Here is an 18,236-nt window from a genome sequence, read left to right on the forward strand (position 1 = left end):
AGAACTTGAATCAGTTTGCGAACGTCAATGCCGCCCCTCAGGCGGCATCCTCGATCGGCGCGTCGTTTTTCGCCGGGACGTAGTTCAGCACCGGTCCGAGCCAACGTTCTATTTCGGAAACCGGCATGCCCTTGCGAACGGCATAGTCCTCCACCTGATCCCGCTCCACCTTGGCGACACCGAAATAATAGGCGTCGGGATGGCCGATGTAGAGGCCGGAGACCGAGGAGCCGGGCCACATGGCGTAGCTCTCGGTGAGCTGCACGCCCGTCGCCGCTTCCGCGTCGAGCAGGCGGAAGAGCGTCGCCTTCTCCGTGTGGTCGGGCTGCGCCGGATAGCCGGGCGCCGGACGAATGCCGGCATAGGCTTCCTGCAGGAGTTCCTCGCTCGTCAAATGCTCGTCCTTGGCATAGCCCCAGAATTCGCGGCGGACGCGCTCGTGCATGCGCTCGGCGAAGGCCTCTGCCAAACGGTCGGCAAGCGCCTTTACCAGGATCGAGGAATAGTCGTCGTTGGCACGCTCGAAGCGTTCGGCGATGGCGATCTCCTCGAAGCCGGCGGTGACCACGAAGCCACCGACATAGTCCCCGACCCCGCTTTCGACCGGCGCGACGAAATCCGACAGCGCCACATTCGGCCGCCCGTCGCGTTTCGAAAGCTGCTGGCGAAGCGTGTAGAAGGTCGCAAGTTCTTGGCCGCGCCCATCGTCCGTGAACAGGCGAATGTCGTCGCCAACAGCACCCGCCGGCCAGAAGCCGATCACCGCGCGAGGCCGGAACCAATGTTCCGCAACGATCTTTTCGAGCATCGCCTGGGCGTCGGCAAAGAGCTGTCGGGCCGCCTCCCCTTGCTTTTCATCCTCAAGGATCGCCGGGTAGCGACCCTTCAACTCCCAGGTCTGGAAGAAGGGCGTCCAGTCGATGTAACGCGCGAGCTCCGCCACGTCATAGTCATCGAAGACCTTGGTTCCGAGGAATTGCGGCCGTGCGGGCTTGTAGTCCGCCCAGTCAACGCGGGCGGCGTTCTCGCGGGCGCGGGCAAGCGGCAGGCGGATCTTTTCCGCCTCGGCACGGGCGTGCGCCGCCGCGACCTTCTCATATTCCTCCTGCATGGTCGCGAGGTAGCCTTTGCTGTTTTCCGGCGACAGGAGGTTCGAGACGACGCCGACGGCGCGCGATGCGTCGGTGACATAGACAGCCTGACCGCGATCATAGCGCGGATGGATCTTGACCGCCGTGTGCACACGGCTGGTGGTCGCCCCGCCGATCAGGAGCGGCATATCAAAACCCTGCCGCTCCATCTCGGAGGCGACATGCACCATCTCGTCGAGCGAGGGCGTGATCAGGCCTGAAAGACCGATGATGTCGACCTTCTCGGCAATCGCCGTTTCCAGGATCTTCGTCGCCGGAACCATGACGCCGAGGTCGATGATCTCGTAGTTGTTGCAGGCGAGCACGACGCCGACGATGTTCTTGCCGATGTCGTGGACGTCGCCCTTGACGGTCGCCATCAGGATCTTGCCGGCCGATTGCCTCTGGTCCCCGCCGGTCCGCCGTTTCTCCTCTTCCATGTAAGGAAGCAGAACGGCCACCGCCTGCTTCATGACGCGGGCGGATTTGACCACCTGCGGCAGGAACATCTTGCCGGAGCCGAAGAGATCGCCGACCACGTTCATGCCGGCCATCAGCGGACCTTCGATGACGTGCAGCGGCCGTTCCGCATTCTGCCGCGCCTCCTCGGTGTCGGCCTCGATGTATTCGGTGATGCCGTTGACCAACGCGTGCTCAAGCCGCTTTTCTACCGTCCATTCGCGCCAGGAGAGATCCTGTGCCTTCGCCTCCTTGCCGCCCTGCCCGCGATAACGCTCGGCAACCTCGAGAAGACGCTCGGTGCCGTCAGGCCGGCGGTTCAGCACCACGTCCTCGCAGGCCTGGCGCAGGTCAGGGTCGATGTTGTCGTAGACCGCCAGCTGGCCGGCGTTGACGATGCCCATGTCCATGCCTGCCTGGATGGCATGATAGAGGAAGACAGCGTGCATCGCCTCACGCACGGGCTCGTTGCCGCGGAAGGAGAAGGAAAGGTTCGATACGCCGCCGGAAATATGGACAAGCGGCATCGCCTTGCGGATCGTCCGCGTCGCCTCGATGAAATCGACGCCGTAGTTGTTGTGCTCCTCGATCCCGGTGGCGACCGCGAAGATGTTCGGATCGAAGATGATGTCCTCGGGCGCGAGACCTGCTTCCTCTGTCAAGAGCTTATAGGCGCGGGTGCAGATATCCACCTTGCGCCGATAGGTGTCGGCCTGTCCGGTCTCGTCGAAGGCCATGACGACGACAGCCGCACCGTAGTTATGCAGCAACCGCGCCTGAGCGATAAAATTCTCCTCGCCTTCCTTCAGCGAGATCGAGTTTACGATCGGCTTGCCCTGGACGCACTTCAGGCCCGCCTCGATGATCGAGAACTTCGAACTGTCGATCATAACAGGCACGCGGGCAATGTCAGGTTCGGCGGCGATGAGGTTCAGGAATTCGACCATCGCCCGTTCGGAATCGATCAGGCCTTCGTCCATGTTGATATCGATCACCTGCGCGCCGTTCTCGACCTGATCACGGGCGACGTCGAGGGCTGCCGCATAGTCGGCATTGGTGATCAGCTTGCGGAATTTCGCGGAGCCAGTGACATTGGTGCGTTCGCCGACGTTGACGAAGGGAATGTCGTTGGTCAGTTCGAAGGGTTCGAGGCCGGAAAGCGCCATGAACGGGCGGTGCTCGGGGATCGGCCGCGGCTTGTATTTCGAAACGGCAGTTGCGATCGCGGCGATATGCTCCGGTGTCGAGCCGCAGCAGCCGCCGACGATGTTGACGAGCCCCTCGCGGGCGAAGTCCTCGATCTGGGCCGCCATCATGTCAGGCGTTTCGTCATACTGCCCGAACTCGTTCGGCAGGCCGGCGTTAGGATAGGCGCAGACGAACGTGTCCGCGACCGCCGAAAGTTCCTGCAGATGCGGACGCATGGCGTTCGCGCCGAGTGCGCAGTTCAGCCCGATCGTGAAAGGATTGGCGTGGCGCACGGAATTCCAGAACGCCGAAGGCGTCTGCCCCGACAGCGTGCGGCCGGAGAGATCGGTGATGGTGCCTGATATCATCACCGGCAAGCGCACGCCCTTGGCGGCAAATCGCTCCTCGCAGGCGAACACCGCTGCCTTGGCGTTCAGCGTGTCGAAGATGGTTTCAATCAGGATGATGTCGGCGCCGCCATCGATGAGGCCATCGATCTGCTCGCCATAGGCAACGCGCAGATCGTCGAACGACACGGCACGGTAACCGGGATTGTTAACATCCGGCGAGATCGAGGCCGTGCGGTTGGTCGGGCCGATGGCGCCGGCGACGAAGCGACCCTTACCGTCCTCACGCTCGGCGCGGATAGCAGCACGGCGGGCGACTTCCGCACCTTCCTTGTTAAGGTCGTAGATCGCCCCCTCCATCTGGTAGTCGGCCTGGGCGATACGGGTGGAGGAAAAGGTATTGGTCTCGATGATGTCGGCGCCGGCCTTCAGGTATTTGTAATGGATTTCCTCGATCGCGTCCGGCTGGGTCAGGATCAGAAGGTCGTTGTTGCCCTGCTGATGGCAAGCGCAGCCGATGAAGCGGCTGCCGCGAAAGTGATCCTCGTCGAAGCCAAGCCCCTGGATCTGCGTGCCCATCGCGCCGTCGAGAACCAGGATACGTTCGCTCGCCGCCTGTCTCAGAGCCTCGAAAACATCGCCGCGGTGCAAGCTCCCGGATTTGAACAGATCATCGAACACGAGCGAACTCCTTTGGCCTGATTGCGACACAGGCTGATCACATAAAGATATGCTTATGTCAACATATGTACGCCTGAACGGCTGAGGGCGCAAGCAGTCGCAACAGCTTGCACGCGAAGGGCGATGAACCGCGGGATTTGCCGGTTATCTTGATGTTCGCAAGAGGGATTGCTATCATTGCTGCCAATGAGATCAACGGGGATCGGCTCTTGGCTTCGAGCTTGCACGTCCGCAACCTGGATGACGACCTTATCACCAGACTCAAGGTGCGGGCCGCGCGGCATGGTCGCTCAGCCGAAGCCGAGCATCGAGAGATCCTGCGGCAGGCGCTCGAAAATGAAGCGGAACCGACGTTCGACGAACTGGCCGCCGAGTTGCGCCGAATAACTGCGGAAAGGCTCCAGACACCGTCCGAGGTCTTGCTGCGTGAGGGTCGTGACGAGCGGTGACCGAAACGCTGATTGTCGACGCAAGCATCGCGATCAAATGGGTGGTCCAGGAAACTGGAACGAAGAATGCGATCGCGCTACGCAAGGAATTCCGTTTCGCAGCACCGGACCTCTTCGTTTGCGAATGCGCAAACATTCTCTGGAAGAAGACGCAAAGAGCCGAGCTGTCGAAGGACGAAGCGAAGCTAGCCGCGCGCTTGCTGGAACGAAGCGGCGTCGAACTTCATTCTACTCTGCCGCTGATGGGAGAAGCGACGGAACTCGCCATCGATCTCGGTCACCCCGCCTATGATTGCTTTTACGCATGTCTCGCCGTCCGCCGGAACTGCCGCTTCGTAACAGCCGATGAACGGCTATTGACCGCCTTGCGCCAGAGCGCCTCCCCCGCTTTGAGCAGCCTTTGCGTTACGATGGAGGAGATCGTCGCGTCACGCTCCTAGCCAATTCACCGCCGGCCATGACACATCGTCCCGACGGCGCTATAGGCGTAGGTGGCCAAAGATTCCCGGGAGGAAAGCATGAGCATCGGGCAGCAGACACAAGCACTCGGAAACTGGAGCACGCGCGATTATCACCGGCGTTGGCTGCTCGATCAGGCGAACGGGCTTTTCGATTTCTTTCAGTATCGTGGCGTCAATCCCAAAGGCGGATTCTACGATATGGACGATGCCGGCAACCCTCTCGATGCGGTCAATCCCGTGCGCGGCATCCATTCGACGGCGCGCATGGTGCATTGCTTCTCGATCGGCGCCCTGCTCGGCCGGCCCGGCTCGGAAGGCATCGTCGATCATGGCATGGACTATCTCTGGAACCACCACCGCGACACGAAGCACGGCGGCTATCTCTGGTCACTGAACGATGACGGCCCGGTCGACGCCAACAAGCAAGGTTACGGCCACGCGTTCGTGCTGCTTGCCGCCTCCTCCGCCAAGACGATCGGTCATCCGCTGGCCGACGGCATGCTTGCCGACATCACCGAGGTCTTGAACAGCCGGTTCTGGGAAGCCCGCCATGGCGCGATCGCCGAGGAGTTCACTCAAGACTGGCAGCCGCTCGACGGCGGCGGCTACCGCGGCCAGAATTCCAACATGCATCTGACGGAAGCACTGATGGCGGCGTTCGAGGCAACCGGCGACCGCAGCTATCTCGACAAGGCCGAAAGCATCGCCGATCTCGTCATCCGCCGTGCGGCCGGTTCCGTCGGCTGGAGGGTTGCCGAGCACTTCGACACCCAATGGACCGTCGATAAATCCTATTATCACCCGAACGAGATGTTCCGCCCCGCCGGCACGACGCCAGGCCATTGGCTGGAATGGGCCCGCCTCATCCTGCAGCTCTGGTCGCTCGGCGGCAAAAAGCATGCCTGGATGCCGGACGCCGCCAAGGCGCTGTTCTCGCAGTCGATGTCACTGGGCTGGGACAACGACAAGGGCGGGTTTTTCTACACGCTTGATTGGGCCGACGTCCCGGCCAAGCGCAACAAGCTGTGGTGGCCGGCCTGCGAGGGCGCGGCGGCGGCACATTTCCTCAACGAGCATGTGCCGAGCGATTTCCACGAGGAAAGCTACCGCAAGATCTGGGGCGTGATCGGCAACCACTTCATCGACCGCAAGCACGGCGGCTGGCATGAGGAACTGACCGAGAGCCTTCATCCCTCCCACACGCTCTTCCCCGGCAAGGGCGACATCTATCACGCCCTGCAGGCCTGCCTGATCCCGCTCTTCCCCCCGACCGGCAGCTTGACGAAGGTGATCGCGGAGGCCGCCGGCAAGGTCTGAGCCGCGCTTAAAGACCGGCGGCGTTCGGCAGGGTTTCGTTGATCTTGCCGCGCCGCTTTGAGCGATCACGCATCCGGCAGCCCCAGACCGTCCGGTTCGTGTCCCAGCATCAGCGCCAGCGCTTCCACCACCAGATTGTGGTCCGCGCGCTGCGGCAGGCCGGAGACGGTGGCGGCGCCGATGCAGCCCGTGCCGTTGACATAGATGGGAAAGCTGCCGCCGTGCGAGGCATAGTCCTCGGCGGAAAGTCCGTTGCTTTCGATCGTCTTCCCCTGCTTTTGCAGCGAAAGGCCGCTCGCATAGCTGCTGCGGAAATAGCGGAGCACCATGTTGCGCTTGCGCCTGATCCAGCTGGCGTTATCCGGTGTCGAGCCCGGCAGCGCCGCGTAGAACACCGGCATGGAATGGAAGGTGATGTCGATGGCGACGGGGAGATTGCGCTCGGTGGCAAGATCGCAGAGCAGCCTGCCGAGCACTCCGGCCGCGGCCAGATCGAAGGTGTCGAAGCGCAGCGTCTCTTCCTGCTCAGCAATCTTGTGGAGATCATCCTCGATCGTCATGCCGTATCCTCCTTATATGTCGTCCGCCTATCAAGCGCGCCCGGCCCGATTTGTCCACACCCGCAAGCCCTTCTCGCTGCTCCCGGGCTTCAATATTTAAGCATAATTCAATTAGTTATCTTGCTAGCGGCCGTCCTTGCCGCCATTGATAGCGGATCGAGGTCTCGCACTGGGGATATGCGATAATCATGAAGACGAAGATGATCGTGCTTACCTTCCTGGCGGCTTTTCTCCGGGTCATATCGGCTCGCGCGGAAGATCCATCGGAGATGGTGCTGCGCGACGGCTTCGACGGCCAGAACTTCTCCCCCGCCGGCGGCCTCTACTATCGCGACAACTACGAGCAGAGTGCCGGCACCGTCGAATTCCAGTCCGAGGTGAAACGCAGCGGCACCGGCGCGATCAAGCTCAGCATCAAGCCGCTCTGCGCCGCGAATGAGGAAAACTGCAGCGAGCGCGCCGAGATCTGGGAACGCACGAAGCATCGCGTTCCCTATACGAAAGGCGTCTGGTACGGCTTTGCCGTCAAGTTTGCCGATCCTATTCCCACAAGCGACCATCGCTACTTGATCGCGCAATGGAAACGCGAGATCGGCCCCAACGCGAAAGGCGATTTCAGCCCCTTTCTGGCGCTTCGCCTCAACCACGGAAAGCTTTTCGCGACGGTGGAGACGAACTACATCGCCCCGGTAACGAAGGTCAGCGATGGCGATCCCAAGCCCTGCGGCCAAAGCCAGACCCCTGTCTGGTTCCGACCCGACACCAACCAGATGCGCGCCCTTGTCGCCACTGACGGCAAATGGTCGAAGGAGGATGGCGCGGAGTTCGCCGGCTGCACCGACGCAATTACCGTCATCGACCGCGGAAATCCGCTTCCGTCGCCGGACTCGGGCTGGATCGACTTTGCGATCTATACAAAGCCCGGTCCCGACGGCACCGGCCAAATCGAGATCTTCGCCAACGACAAATGGATCGTTACCGTCAAGGGACATATCGGCCATGCCGATGACGGGCTGGGCAAGAACCAGTACTTCAAGTTCGGTCCCTACCGCGCCGCCGACAGCACCGAATGGACCCTCTACTACGACGATTTCCGCCGCTCTCCAAACTGCGCGGACGTGCTTGCAGCCGGGACCTGTCCAAAAGATTGAGAATTAGGCTTTCACCTGAAATGTATCATCCGTCGGGGTGAACTTTTTTCCGTCTCATGGGTTATCTGCCTCATGAGAGGAGACCGCTCATATGCTCACCACAAACCGTGACTGCAAACGTCAGGGCGCCATGAGGGCGATTCCGACGTTGGGAGAAATAGAGGGGCGCATGGCGGTCCTCGAAGTGGTTGCCCAATCGGCATTGACCCACGCTCTCGATGAAGGCGACGATTTGGTAGACGCCAGGATGCTCGCCGAGATCCGCAAGGCAATGCGACAAAAATGCAGCGAACTGAAACTGGACGAAGACGACTCCGAATGCGCGATATCCTTCGCTGAAGAGTTGATCGAAGCGGCAGTGGAAGCGTCTCATCCGCTCCACACATGATCGCTTGGCCATGATCTCGTTACGCCCCAAGGTCATATTGTGGGCGATGGTGGTCCTCACCATCGCTTTGGGCATCGCTCTGTTTATTTTCCCCGCCCGCGATAGCCGGGAACATGCGGAAAACCCTCCGCCTCATCCGCCGGAACAGACGCCCAACTGAAAATCCGTATCGATTTGAGATAAGACGTCTCTGTTTGAGACAGTTTTGTCCCGTATTTCGCCGGCATTAACGCAGCAAGGCTGTTCGCCTTGCAATTGAGCAGAATCTCATCAAGCTATCGCTCAAATGTCCCATCTTAACGAGAAGGTGCAGCGAAATGTCGATGATGGTCAACGCGCTCGATCATGCTGAGGATATCGATGCGCTGGCTGGCGCGCTCTATTGCTGGTGCGCGGAACGCAGCATCAAGATCGAGAGCCAGGAGGGCCTGGCCGCCGCGAGCGTCGCGATCGACCTCTACCTGGCCGGCTACCAAACCCAGGATCGGCTTCTCGACGCACTGCACGATCGCGAACACCACTGACCGTACCGAAACGCCGGATGAGGCATCTTGTCGCATCGGGCCATTCTCCTCCTAAAAACCGGAACGCCCTTCCGAGCACCACGTTTTCATGTGGGCGCTTATGCCCTTCGGAGGAGACTTCCAATGTTGAAATCCACGCTGATCGCTGCCGCCCTCGCCTTAGCCGCGCTGCCCGCCTATGCGGCAACAGCACCGATGGCGAAATGCGACGACGCCTCGATGGCTGCGATGCAGACCAAGGTCGACGGCATGACTGATGCCGCAATGAAGAAGACGGCCATGAAGCAGATGGATATGGCTAAGACCGCCATGAAAGCCCACAAGGCGAAAGACTGCGCCATGCATATGAACAGCGCCATGAAGAGCATGGGCACGATGTAAGGAGCGAAGCCTCGGCTTCGCTGAAGCCTATCCTTGCTTCGATTTCGATTCAGGGAATGTGCAGAGACAAAGACCGCGCCGCAGCGCCCTGCGGAGCGGTCTTCGCTTCGGCCCGAGGCCGCCATGACAGCGCCGCGCGGCTCTTGGGCCGCGTTATGCCGTAGCGTGGCGCACCTTATTCGGGTCGGTGAAAATATGCCTCCAGGCGGTATCCGTCGGGGTCGATGATGAACGCCGCATAGTAAAACTGCCCATAGTCTGGCCGGACGCCTGGCTTGCCGTTGTCCTCGCCACCATTGGCAATCGCTGCGGCATAAAAGGCGTCGACCGAATCGGCCGTCGGCGCGACGAAGCAGAAATGCAAACCGGAGCCGCGATCGGCCGGCACCGGCCTTTCGACCTCGCCAACCCAGAACGCCGCTCTTTCCGCCCCATAGCCGACCATGTTGTCAGCGTTCGAAAGCCGCTCATAACCCAGCGGACGCAGGGCCGCGTCATAAAAGCGGCGCGCCACTTCCAGGCTTTTGACGCCAATCGAGATATGATCGAACATTGAACGGACGCTCCTTTTGTTTTCACCAGCCCCTGCCGTGGCAAGAGGCACCGCAGCATCAGTCAACCTTAGCATCCAGTCAACAAACATGGGGTCGCAACGGCGCTTGGATACCCACGACCCGTCCGCCCCTCAGCACCGCTCGCGGCGGGGCTACTTCCGGTCGCGTTGCAGCTCAGCCTTCAGGAGCCTGAGGAACAGCGCGACAAGGCCACGCTTTGCCTGAACCGGATCGCAGGCGGCCTGAAATGCCGCGCGGTAGCGAAAGATATCCGGCCTGATCGCGCGCATCTGGCCGGCTTCCACATAGGGTCTGGCGTAGTGGTCGGGCAGGTATCCAAGAAACCGGCCCGACAGGATGAGGCGCGCTTCGGCCTCCATGTCGCTGACGGTGGTCTTCGGCGCGGCGCTCGCAAAGATCTTCAGGTCGCGCTGCCCCCAGTAGGAACGCGCCACCAGCTTGTGCTCCTGCACCTCGGCCAGATCGATCGCCTCGTCCGGCCGGTGGAAGAGCAGATGCTCGCGCGCGCAATAGAAGGACTGCGTCTCGCTATAGAGATCGATATAGTCGAGCCCCATCGCCAGGCGCGGAAAGCTCGAAATCGCCACCTGGATCTCGCCCGCCACGATGTCACGCAGCAGTTCGTTCGGCGGCCGGGTTACGATTGAAAGCACCACTTCCGGCGCTGCATCCGCAAACTGCCCGAGCACCCTGTCGAGCCGGCAATTCGGATCCGAAATCGTGTTGTCGGTAATGCCGATCGACAGCGTTCCGGTCATCTTTTCGCGCAGCGCCCGCATGCGCCCGTCGAAGCCTTCCATGGAGCCGAAGAGGCGCTTTGCTTCCTCGTAGACGGACTGTCCCTCCGGGGTCAGATGAAAGCCGCTTCGACCGCGCTGGCAGAGCGTCAGCTTGAGCCTCGCTTCGAGCGCCGCCATATGTGTGGAGATCGTCGAAAGCGCGATGTTGAGCTCACTCTGCGCGGCAGCAAACCCGCCCGCTTCAACCACGGAAACGAAGATCCTCAACAGGCGGATGTCGGAAGCGTCGAACGCCATGGAAGCTCCACGAAGGAGCCCGGCCCTTCGCCTTTCAGTTCTTCAAAATGCCATTTGCAAACAGGAATTTAAAGCCAATGCTCCCTGAAAGTTCAATTTTTCTCGAAGTTTCGTTCAGCAGAAAGTGATGTGAGAGAACGCGATTTTATGGTGCAGTCGCACCACCACCAGAAATCCGCAGAGAGGAACGATTATGGTCGATATAAAGAAGAGCCTGGAGGAGCTGCGCCGCAAATTCGCCGACAGCGCCGACTTCTACAATCCGCGCTTCAAGCGGGTTGCGGATAAGATTTTCAGCGGCGGGACGCGGCTGGCACCCTACTCTGGCGTGCCGACCTTCGCGAGCCTGCCCTATCATCCCGTCAACTTCGCCAAGCCCGACTTCGGCGATCTGCAGGTTGCCGTCGTCGGCGTGCCGATGGATCTCGGCGTCAGCAACCGCCCCGGCTCCCGCTTCGGCCCCCGCGCCATCCGCGCCATCGAACGCATCGGCCCCTATAACCACGTGCTGGACTGCGCACCGGCCTACGATCTGCGTGTGGCTGACATCGGCGACGTGCCCTTCGCCAGCCGCTACCGGCTAGAGCAGTGCCATGAGAACATCGAAACCGCGATCTCGGCGATCGTCCAGGCCGGCGTCATACCCGTCTCTGTGGGCGGCGACCATTCCATGGCGCATCCGATCCTGAAGGCGGTCGGCCGTGACCGGCCGGTTGGCCTCATCCATATCGATGCCCACTGCGATACCGGCGGCCCGTTCGACCAGACCAAGTTCCACCACGGCGGACCGATGCGCAACGCCGTGCTCGACGGCGTTCTCGATCCTGCCCGCACCATTCAGATCGGTATCCGCGGCTCATCGGAATATCTTTGGGAGTTCTCCTACGAGTCCGGCATGACCGTCATCCACGCCGAGGAACTCACCAGCATGGGCATGCCGGCGATCATCGAGAAGGCTCGCCAGATCGTCGGTGACGGCCCGACCTATCTCTCCTTCGATATCGACAGCCTGGATCCAGCGTTTGCGCCGGGCACCGGCACGCCAGAAATCGGCGGCTTCACGACGCGCGAAGTGCTGGAACTGCTGCGCGGCCTCAAGGGGCTCAATTTTGTCGGTGGCGACGTCGTCGAAGTCGCGCCGCAATACGACGGCACCACCAACACCGCTCAGGCCGGTGCACAGGTGCTCTTCGAAATCCTGAGCCTCCTGGTCTACAGCCCAGCGCTTGCGACGCGCTGAAAAATCGCAAGGCTTGAAATAAGAAGGGCGCCGGCTGCAGCCGGCGCCCTTAAATGCTGACAAGGAAGTCACGTGTAAAGCAAGCAGTTCCACGTCCCTCCGTCATACCGGCTCAGGGCCAGGAAGGCGGAAGAAGCGGAAGCGCGAGCCGCAGGCGTCAGGCCGCGTCGGGGCGATGAACCGTCTTCACTTCCAGAAAATCCTCAAGTCCGAACATTCCGCCCTCGCGGCCGTTGCCGGACTGCTTATAGCCGCCGAAGGGGCTGCCGTAGCGATGCGGCGCGCCGTTGATGTGCACCATGCCGGCACGCAGGCGCGAGGCAACGCGTTCGGCGCGTTCCGGATTGCCGGTCTGGACATAGGCGGCAAGGCCGTAGTTGGTATCGTTGGCGATCGCGATCGCTTCATCTTCCGTCTCGAACGGCATGATGGCGAGCACCGGGCCGAACACTTCCTCGCGGGCGATGCGCATGCCGTTGTTGACGTCGGCAAAGATCGTCGGCTTGACGAAGTAACCGGTCTCGAAGCCTTCCGGCTTTCCGGCGCCGCCGACCAGAACGCGCGCGCCTTCCGCGATCCCCGCTTCGATCAGCGTCTGCACCCGACCAAACTGCACGTCGCTGACGAGCGGTCCGATGTGGCCGCCCTCTTCCGTCGGATTGCCGACGCTGGCCTCGCGCCCGACACGCGTCGCAATCTCCACAGCCTTGTCATAGACGGACTTTTGCACCAGGAGGCGCGTCGGCGCATCGCAGGACTGTCCGGAATTGTTGAAGCATTCGAGCACGCTTCCGGTGACGCGATCTTCAAGGTCGGCATCCTCGAAGACGATATTCGGCGACTTGCCGCCGAGTTCCAACGTCACGCGTTTGACGGTTTCGGCCGCGTCCTTGCTGACGGCGATGCCGGCGCGGGTCGAGCCGGTAAACGACATCATGTCGACGTCCTTATGCTTGGAAAGCGCGGCGCCGACGTTGAAGCCATCACCGTTGACGAGGTTGAAGGCGCCCGCCGGGAAGCCTGCTTCATCCACCATTTCGGCATAGAGCATGGCGTTGAGCGGCGTAAACTCGGAAGGCTTCAGCACGCAGGTCGAGCCGGTCGCAAGCGCCGGAACGACCTTCAGCGCGATCTGGTTGATCGGCCAGTTCCACGGCGTGATAAGGCCGCACACGCCGATCGGCTCGCGCAGCATGACGTCGCCGTTCGGCAGAACGTCGCGCGTCTTCAGCCGTTTCAGCGCATCGATGAAGCCCTGCAGGTGGCCGACGCCGACATCGGCCTGCTGCTCGCGGCTCATGGTGATCGGCGCTCCGAGTTCGAGCGTGATCGTCTGCGCCATTTCCTCGTAGCGGCGCTTGTAGATCTGCAGGAGCTTTTCGAGCAGCGCCAACCGTTCCTCGACGCTGGTGCGGCTATAGGTGGCGAATGCCTTCTTGGCCGCGGCGACCGCGCGGTCGATATCGGCCGCCGTACCCATGGAGATCACGGCAACCGGCTTTTCGGTCGTTGGATTGATGACGTCGAGATCGTTCGCAGCCAGGGGGGCAACCCATTCGCCGTTGATGTAGAATTTACGCTTGTCGAGCATGTCGTCTTTCACTCCCGTCAGATCTTCTTCTGCTTTTCGTTCAGCCAGTCGGTGATCAACTGGCGGTATCGCTCTCCGCTGAAACTCGGAAAGTGCCCGCCATGGACGATGCGCGCCGGAATTTTCAACAGACGCTCCATCGAAGCGAGGTAATCCGCCGCGTCGGAGTGGTATGTGTCCTCTATCAGAGGTCCGTCATAAAGAATATCGCCGGAAAACAGCGCGCCGGTGTTTTCCTCCCAAAGCGCGATGCCGCCGGGCGAATGGCCGGGCGTGTGGACGATCTCGAACGTGCGGTCGCCGAGATCGATCACGTCGCCATCTTCAAGAATGCGCGTCGCCGGCGCCCGCTTCACGCCGTAGCATTTCGAGCAGTAAGGCTCAGGCGGCAGCGCGTCGAAGATGCCGTCGGTGACGTAGGGATCCGCAAGCGTGTTTTGCCGCGTCGGATCAGCGAGGAGATCAGCCTCCGCCGAATGCACGGCGCGACATTCGAACTCGTGGTGGCAGCCGATATGGTCGAAATGGGTGTGGCTCGCCACCGCAATCAGCTCCCGCTCGGTGACCAGCGGAACCCATTCGCGCAACGACACGACGCCCATGCCGCTATCGATCAGCATGTCGCGATCGCGTCCGCGCACATGCCAGACATTGCAGCGGTAGAACTCATGGATGAACGGTTCGGATATGAGCGTGACGTCGTCCGCCAGCCGTCTCACTTCATACCACTTGTCCGGCGCGATGCGTTCCATGATCTTAGCTTCTGCCTGCATGTTCGGGCGGCAACGCTACGATATCGCCGACATTGACCGCAAGTCCGATCGGCTGGCCTTCCACCACCGCCGCCGACTGCGGCATGTGCGCGACGATGCTCATCTCCGGCGCGCTCGTCGGCGTCAGGTGGCAGCGGTAGTGCGTGCCGAAGAAGGCGCTGCCCGAAATGGTCGCCTGCCCGAGCGCAGTGACCGGCTCGCCACCTTCTCCCGCCCGCCGGAAATGTTCCGGGCGAATGCAAAGCGTCGTTGCCTGACCGGCGGAAGGCGCGCACGCCGTGAAGCACTGTTTTGGCAGGACGATCTCGCCAAGCGCCGTCTCGACGAGGCCGCCACCACGATCGGCGCTTCTGATCTTGCCGGGAATGAAATTCACCTCGCCCATGAATCCGGCGGCAAACAGCGAGCGCGGACGCATGTAGATATCGGCTGGCGGGCCGAAATCCTCGATCCGGCCATGATTCATCACCACGATCCGGTCGGCGATCGCCATCGCCTCCTCCTGGTCATGCGTGACGTGAACGAAGGTCGTGCCGACACGCTTTTGGATCGCCTTGAGCTCATCCTGCATCTGGCGGCGCAGTTTGAGGTCAAGCGCCCCGAGCGGCTCGTCGAGCAGCAGCACGTCCGGATCGACGGCAAGCGCCCGGGCGAGCGCCACGCGCTGGCGCTGGCCGCCGGAAAGCTCGTGCGGCTTCTTCTCCGCCGATGTCTTGAGCCCGACCAGATCGAGAAAGCCCTTCGCCTTCTCCTCGCGCTCGGCCTTGCCGACGCCACGCATCCTCAGACCGAAGCCGACATTGTCCTTGAGCTTCATGTGCGGAAACAGCGCATAGTCCTGGAACATCGTCGTTGTCGGACGCTTCGCCGGCGCGACATAGGTCATGTCCTTGCCGCCGATGCTGACACGACCCTTGGTCGGTGCGAGGAACCCGCCGAGGATCGACAAAAGCGTCGTCTTGCCGCAACCCGAGGGTCCGAGCAGCACGATGAATTCGCCAGCCTCGATGTCGAGGGACACGTCGTCGAGCGCCGTGAAGGAACCGAAGGTTTTCGTGGCGTTGGCGATGGAAACCGGAGCGGTCATGATTTTTTCGTCCTTCCGAACAGGCTCAGCTCCAGCACCACCAGCACGGCGACGGAGACCAGGAAGACCAGCGAGCCGATGGCATTGGTTTTCGGGTTGAGGCCGGAGCGCAAGAGGCTCCAGATTTCGACGGGCAGCGTCACGTCGAAGCGCGACAGCAAGAAGGCGATGATGAACTCGTCCCAGCTGAACGTCACCGACAGAAAGAAGGAGGCGAGGATCGACGGCAGCAGCATCGGCGCCGTCACCAGCGCCATCACCTTGAAGTCGTTGGCGCCGAGATCGCGCGCCGCGCGCTCGATGTTGATGTGGTGATCGCCCATCGAGGAATAGATGATGGCGAAGCATAGCGGCAGGTTGATGACCACATGGCCGATGCCGACCGTCCAGAGCGACAGCGGCAGTCCGAGCGTGTTCAACACGGTCAGGAGCCCAAGCGCGATGATCAGATAGCTCACCGTCATCGGCGCAATCAAAAGGCCGCGCTGCAAGGCCGAGCCCGGCAGCTTGAAGCGGGCAAGCGCATAGGCAGCCATGAAGCCGAACAGGCAGGCGACGAAGGACGACCCCATCGCCACCAGGAACGAATTGACGAGGGCTGCCATCAGCTTGCGATCGGCGAAAACCGCTTCGTACCATTGCAGGGAAAAGCCGTTGAAGGGCGGCACCGGCAGGCGGCCGTCCTGGAACGAGAAGAGGACAAGAACCACGACCGGCAGGAAGATGAAGCCGTAGATCAGTGCCGCATAGGTGAAGGAGGCAGCGGTAGTGAGGGACTTGCGCATGGCTCACGCCCTCTCGATTTTCAGCCAGCGGGCGCAGGCAGCGTATGCCGCGGTGACCACGAGCATCAGGATGATCGACAGCGCCGCAGCCATCGGGAAATCCGCCCGGCGTCCGAGCTGCAGCATGATGATTTGCGGCAAGACCAGTTCGTTGTTGCCGCCGAGGATCTGCGGCGTCACGTAGTCGCCGATGCAGAGCACGAAGGTCAGGAACGCGCCGGTCATGATCCCCGGCAGCGTCAGCGGCAGCACGACATGCCAGAAGGTCTGCAGGGCGTTGGCGCCGAGATCGGCGGCGGCCCGTCGGTAGTTCGGCGACAGCTGCACGAGGTTTGCGTATATCGTCAGCGTCAAAAGCATGACGAAGAAATGCACGAAGCCGATGACGGTGGCCGTGCGGTTGCTGGCGAGTTCCAGCGGCTCGGAAATCAGCCGCGCCGAGATCAGCGCCTGGTTGATGACCCCACCCTTCGACAAGACGAGCAGCCACGAATAGGAGCGCACGACGTAGGAAGTCCAGAACGGCAGAACAGCCATGATCAGCGCGGTGCGCTGGTAGCGCTGCGGCACGCGCTCGGCGATGATCCAGGCAAGCGGATAGGCCAGAAGCACCGACAGCACCGTGACTGTCGCGGTGATTTCCAGGGAATTGATCAGCGCCTGAAACAGGGCGTCCTTTTGGAAGAAGGCGATGTAGTTGCTGAAGTTCCAGACCTTCACGATCTCTCCGGCCTGCTGCGCCCATAGGCTCATGGCGGCCATGAAAAGGAAGGGGGCGACGAAGAAAGCGAGCGTCCAGAGCAAGGCCGGGGCGACGAAACCCCAGGCCTTCCTGCGTTCAGCATCTTCGAGGGTAGAGGCGACCATGGGCCAAAAACTCCGTGCTATAGCCCCGCGTCCGCCTTGCCTGGCGCCTTCACTGCGGGGAAGAGGAACGAGTGGCAAGCTCAGTCGTACCCTCTCCCCGTCAGAACGGGGAGAGGGTTAGGTGAGGGCAATTTTCAGAAAGCGGTCTGCTTACTTCTGCAGCATTTCCGTCCAGACGTCCTGCATCTTGGCGTCGAGATCGGGGCTCGGGATCGGGTAGAGCTGGGCCTTCTTCAGGTAGGTCGCCTGCTCGTCCCAGCGCAGCGCCGTCTTCTGTTCGGCGGTCAGGTTGGCGCCAGCCTTCTCGTTGGCGGGCATCGCCCAGTAGCAGGAAGAGGTTGCAAGCCGCGCCTGCCCTTCGGGGCTTACGATATACTGCACGAACTTCAGCGCCAGGTCCTGCTTCTTGGAGTCTTTCATCACGCCGATCGACTGCGCCCAGCGCACCGCGCCCTGCTCGGGGATCGTCCAGTCGAGATTAGGCTTGTCCTTGACGAGGCCTGCCGTCAGCCATTCGCCACCGCCGAAGACGATGTCGACTTCGCCGGTCGCAAGCGCGGTCTGCGAGGATACGACGTCGCTCACCTGCTTGGCATTCTTCTTCAGATCGAAGAGCTTGTCGCGGATGGCGGGAAGATCGGCTTCCTTGAGGTCGGCCGTCTGCTTGCCGAGCGCAATACCGGTGAGACCGATCATCGGCAGATAGTAGTCGTAGACGGCGATGTGACCCTTGTACTTGTCCGACCAGATCTTGTTGATGTCCTTCATGTCGGCAGGATCGACCTTGGACTTGTCGTAGGAGACCGTGTTGTAGCCGAACTTCTCGGTGACCGCGTAGGTCTTGCCGTCGCGTGTGTTGTTCGCCTCCATCCGGACTTCCGGGAAGATATCGGCATTTGGCAGCGCGCTTGCCGGCATTTCGGCGAGGATGTTCTTGTCCACGGCGCGCTGGACGTCGACGGCATCGATCACCAGCACGTCCCAGTCACCCGGACGCGACTGGTCGATGATCGACAGCCCAGCGCCGGTGCCCTCGTATTCCTTGAGATTGACCTTGACGTTGTTCGCCTTCTCGAAAGGCTCGATCAGCGCCGGATCGGTGTGGTCGCACCAGACGAGTGCGTTCAGCTCGTCCTGCGCCAACGCCGGCGTGGCAAGCGCGGAAACGGCCATAAGCGAAAGCGTGGCGACGGACGAAAGAAATCGGCGCGAACGGGCGCCTTCGGCGAATTGGCTCATCTTAGT

Annotated in this window: 18 protein-coding genes; 8 read left to right on the forward strand and 10 right to left on the reverse strand. The window is 61.5% G+C overall.

The window, feature by feature from the left end:
- Nucleotides 1–37 precede the first annotated feature (37 nt).
- Entirely contained in the window at nucleotides 38–3,805 is a 3,768-nt protein-coding gene (gene metH, locus AB4048_RS08710; protein WP_442201541.1) for a methionine synthase, read from the reverse strand.
- A gap of 107 nt (nucleotides 3,806–3,912) precedes the next feature.
- Here metH and AB4048_RS08715 point away from each other — a divergent pair, with 107 nt between their 5' ends.
- The 3 genes from AB4048_RS08715 (at nucleotide 3,913) to AB4048_RS08725 (ending at nucleotide 6,032) form a co-directional block, all read left to right on the forward strand.
- On the forward strand, nucleotides 3,913–4,254 hold the full coding sequence (locus AB4048_RS08715) for a FitA-like ribbon-helix-helix domain-containing protein (protein WP_442201542.1): 342 nt from the start codon (nucleotides 3,913–3,915) through the stop codon (nucleotides 4,252–4,254).
- Complete coding sequence (locus AB4048_RS08720; protein WP_442201543.1) at nucleotides 4,251–4,694, forward strand: type II toxin-antitoxin system VapC family toxin; 444 nt, start codon at nucleotides 4,251–4,253, stop codon at nucleotides 4,692–4,694. Before AB4048_RS08715 ends, AB4048_RS08720 begins: the two co-directional genes overlap by 4 nt.
- 78 nt (nucleotides 4,695–4,772) lie before the next feature.
- Nucleotides 4,773–6,032: an AGE family epimerase/isomerase gene (locus tag AB4048_RS08725; protein ID WP_442201544.1), complete on the forward strand. Its 1,260-nt coding sequence runs from the start codon at nucleotides 4,773–4,775 to the stop codon at nucleotides 6,030–6,032.
- 65 nt (nucleotides 6,033–6,097) lie between these two features.
- On the opposite strand, the gene AB4048_RS08730 is transcribed toward AB4048_RS08725, so the two are convergent.
- Nucleotides 6,098–6,592, reverse strand: a complete 495-nt coding sequence (locus AB4048_RS08730; protein WP_442201545.1) for a heme-degrading domain-containing protein — start codon at nucleotides 6,590–6,592, stop codon at nucleotides 6,098–6,100.
- A 200-nt stretch (nucleotides 6,593–6,792) separates the two neighbouring features.
- Here AB4048_RS08730 and AB4048_RS08735 point away from each other — a divergent pair, with 200 nt between their 5' ends.
- The 4 genes from AB4048_RS08735 (at nucleotide 6,793) to AB4048_RS08750 (ending at nucleotide 9,036) form a co-directional block, all read left to right on the forward strand.
- A complete protein-coding gene (locus tag AB4048_RS08735; RefSeq protein WP_442201669.1) occupies nucleotides 6,793–7,743 on the forward strand; it encodes a polysaccharide lyase in 951 nt (316 codons plus the stop codon).
- Nucleotides 7,744–7,834: 91 nt separating this feature from the next.
- Nucleotides 7,835–8,131: a hypothetical protein gene (locus AB4048_RS08740; RefSeq protein WP_442201546.1), complete on the forward strand. Its 297-nt coding sequence runs from the start codon at nucleotides 7,835–7,837 to the stop codon at nucleotides 8,129–8,131.
- 317 nt (nucleotides 8,132–8,448) lie between these two features.
- Entirely contained in the window at nucleotides 8,449–8,655 is a 207-nt protein-coding gene (locus AB4048_RS08745) for a hypothetical protein (RefSeq protein WP_442201547.1), read from the forward strand.
- A gap of 123 nt (nucleotides 8,656–8,778) precedes the next feature.
- The gene (locus AB4048_RS08750) at nucleotides 8,779–9,036 is read left to right on the forward strand and encodes a hypothetical protein (RefSeq protein WP_442201548.1); all 258 of its coding nucleotides are present in this window, start codon (nucleotides 8,779–8,781) and stop codon (nucleotides 9,034–9,036) included.
- 175 nt (nucleotides 9,037–9,211) lie between these two features.
- Here AB4048_RS08750 and AB4048_RS08755 read toward each other — a convergent pair whose 3' ends face one another.
- Both AB4048_RS08755 and AB4048_RS08760 read right to left on the reverse strand, forming a co-directional pair.
- Complete coding sequence (locus AB4048_RS08755) at nucleotides 9,212–9,589, reverse strand: VOC family protein (protein WP_442201549.1); 378 nt, start codon at nucleotides 9,587–9,589, stop codon at nucleotides 9,212–9,214.
- A gap of 153 nt (nucleotides 9,590–9,742) precedes the next feature.
- A complete protein-coding gene (locus AB4048_RS08760) occupies nucleotides 9,743–10,648 on the reverse strand; it encodes a LysR family transcriptional regulator (protein WP_442201550.1) in 906 nt (301 codons plus the stop codon).
- 193 nt (nucleotides 10,649–10,841) lie between these two features.
- Between AB4048_RS08760 and speB the strand changes: the two genes are divergently transcribed.
- Nucleotides 10,842–11,888, forward strand: coding sequence for an agmatinase (gene speB / locus AB4048_RS08765; protein WP_442201551.1), 1,047 nt, complete (start codon nucleotides 10,842–10,844; stop codon nucleotides 11,886–11,888).
- A gap of 157 nt (nucleotides 11,889–12,045) precedes the next feature.
- Here speB and AB4048_RS08770 read toward each other — a convergent pair whose 3' ends face one another.
- From AB4048_RS08770 to AB4048_RS08795, 6 genes are all read right to left on the reverse strand, one after another.
- Nucleotides 12,046–13,479 (reverse strand): aldehyde dehydrogenase family protein, encoded by a 1,434-nt coding sequence (locus tag AB4048_RS08770; protein WP_442201670.1) that lies wholly within the window; start codon nucleotides 13,477–13,479, stop codon nucleotides 12,046–12,048.
- Between the two features lie 17 nt (nucleotides 13,480–13,496).
- Nucleotides 13,497–14,231 (reverse strand): MBL fold metallo-hydrolase, encoded by a 735-nt coding sequence (locus AB4048_RS08775; protein WP_442201552.1) that lies wholly within the window; start codon nucleotides 14,229–14,231, stop codon nucleotides 13,497–13,499.
- 4 nt (nucleotides 14,232–14,235) lie between these two features.
- The gene (locus AB4048_RS08780) at nucleotides 14,236–15,339 is read right to left on the reverse strand and encodes an ABC transporter ATP-binding protein (protein WP_442201553.1); all 1,104 of its coding nucleotides are present in this window, start codon (nucleotides 15,337–15,339) and stop codon (nucleotides 14,236–14,238) included.
- Nucleotides 15,336–16,124 (reverse strand): ABC transporter permease, encoded by a 789-nt coding sequence (locus AB4048_RS08785; RefSeq protein WP_442201554.1) that lies wholly within the window; start codon nucleotides 16,122–16,124, stop codon nucleotides 15,336–15,338. The genes AB4048_RS08780 and AB4048_RS08785 overlap by 4 nt, the downstream gene beginning before the upstream one ends.
- 3 nt (nucleotides 16,125–16,127) lie before the next feature.
- Complete coding sequence (locus tag AB4048_RS08790; protein WP_442201555.1) at nucleotides 16,128–16,991, reverse strand: ABC transporter permease; 864 nt, start codon at nucleotides 16,989–16,991, stop codon at nucleotides 16,128–16,130.
- Nucleotides 16,992–17,141: 150 nt separating this feature from the next.
- Nucleotides 17,142–18,230 carry an ABC transporter substrate-binding protein gene (locus tag AB4048_RS08795; RefSeq protein ID WP_442201556.1) on the reverse strand — a complete coding sequence of 363 codons (1,089 nt, stop codon included), beginning with the start codon at nucleotides 18,228–18,230 and terminating at the stop codon, nucleotides 17,142–17,144.
- Nucleotides 18,231–18,236: the final 6 nt, after the last annotated feature.

This window comes from Rhizobium sp. RAF56 (assembly GCF_052113965.1).
Taxonomy (GTDB): domain Bacteria; phylum Pseudomonadota; class Alphaproteobacteria; order Rhizobiales; family Rhizobiaceae; genus Rhizobium.

Excerpts from the sequence above, each read along its gene's own strand:
- AB4048_RS08725 (WP_442201544.1), top strand. The coding sequence starts at position 4,773 with ATGAGCATCGGGCAGCAGACACAAGCACTCGGAAACTGGAGCACGCGC.
- AB4048_RS08730 (WP_442201545.1), bottom strand. The coding sequence starts at position 6,592 with ATGACGATCGAGGATGATCTCCACAAGATTGCTGAGCAGGAAGAGACG.
- AB4048_RS08735 (WP_442201669.1), top strand. The coding sequence starts at position 6,793 with ATGATCGTGCTTACCTTCCTGGCGGCTTTTCTCCGGGTCATATCGGCT.
- AB4048_RS08740 (WP_442201546.1), top strand. The coding sequence starts at position 7,835 with ATGCTCACCACAAACCGTGACTGCAAACGTCAGGGCGCCATGAGGGCG.
- AB4048_RS08745 (WP_442201547.1), top strand. The coding sequence starts at position 8,449 with ATGTCGATGATGGTCAACGCGCTCGATCATGCTGAGGATATCGATGCG.
- AB4048_RS08750 (WP_442201548.1), top strand. The coding sequence starts at position 8,779 with ATGTTGAAATCCACGCTGATCGCTGCCGCCCTCGCCTTAGCCGCGCTG.
- AB4048_RS08755 (WP_442201549.1), bottom strand. The coding sequence starts at position 9,589 with ATGTTCGATCATATCTCGATTGGCGTCAAAAGCCTGGAAGTGGCGCGC.
- AB4048_RS08760 (WP_442201550.1), bottom strand. The coding sequence starts at position 10,648 with ATGGCGTTCGACGCTTCCGACATCCGCCTGTTGAGGATCTTCGTTTCC.
- speB (WP_442201551.1), top strand. The coding sequence starts at position 10,842 with ATGGTCGATATAAAGAAGAGCCTGGAGGAGCTGCGCCGCAAATTCGCC.
- AB4048_RS08770 (WP_442201670.1), bottom strand. The coding sequence starts at position 13,479 with ATGCTCGACAAGCGTAAATTCTACATCAACGGCGAATGGGTTGCCCCC.
- AB4048_RS08775 (WP_442201552.1), bottom strand. The coding sequence starts at position 14,231 with ATGGAACGCATCGCGCCGGACAAGTGGTATGAAGTGAGACGGCTGGCG.
- AB4048_RS08780 (WP_442201553.1), bottom strand. The coding sequence starts at position 15,339 with ATGACCGCTCCGGTTTCCATCGCCAACGCCACGAAAACCTTCGGTTCC.
- AB4048_RS08785 (WP_442201554.1), bottom strand. The coding sequence starts at position 16,124 with ATGCGCAAGTCCCTCACTACCGCTGCCTCCTTCACCTATGCGGCACTG.
- AB4048_RS08790 (WP_442201555.1), bottom strand. The coding sequence starts at position 16,991 with ATGGTCGCCTCTACCCTCGAAGATGCTGAACGCAGGAAGGCCTGGGGT.
- AB4048_RS08795 (WP_442201556.1), bottom strand. The coding sequence starts at position 18,230 with ATGAGCCAATTCGCCGAAGGCGCCCGTTCGCGCCGATTTCTTTCGTCC.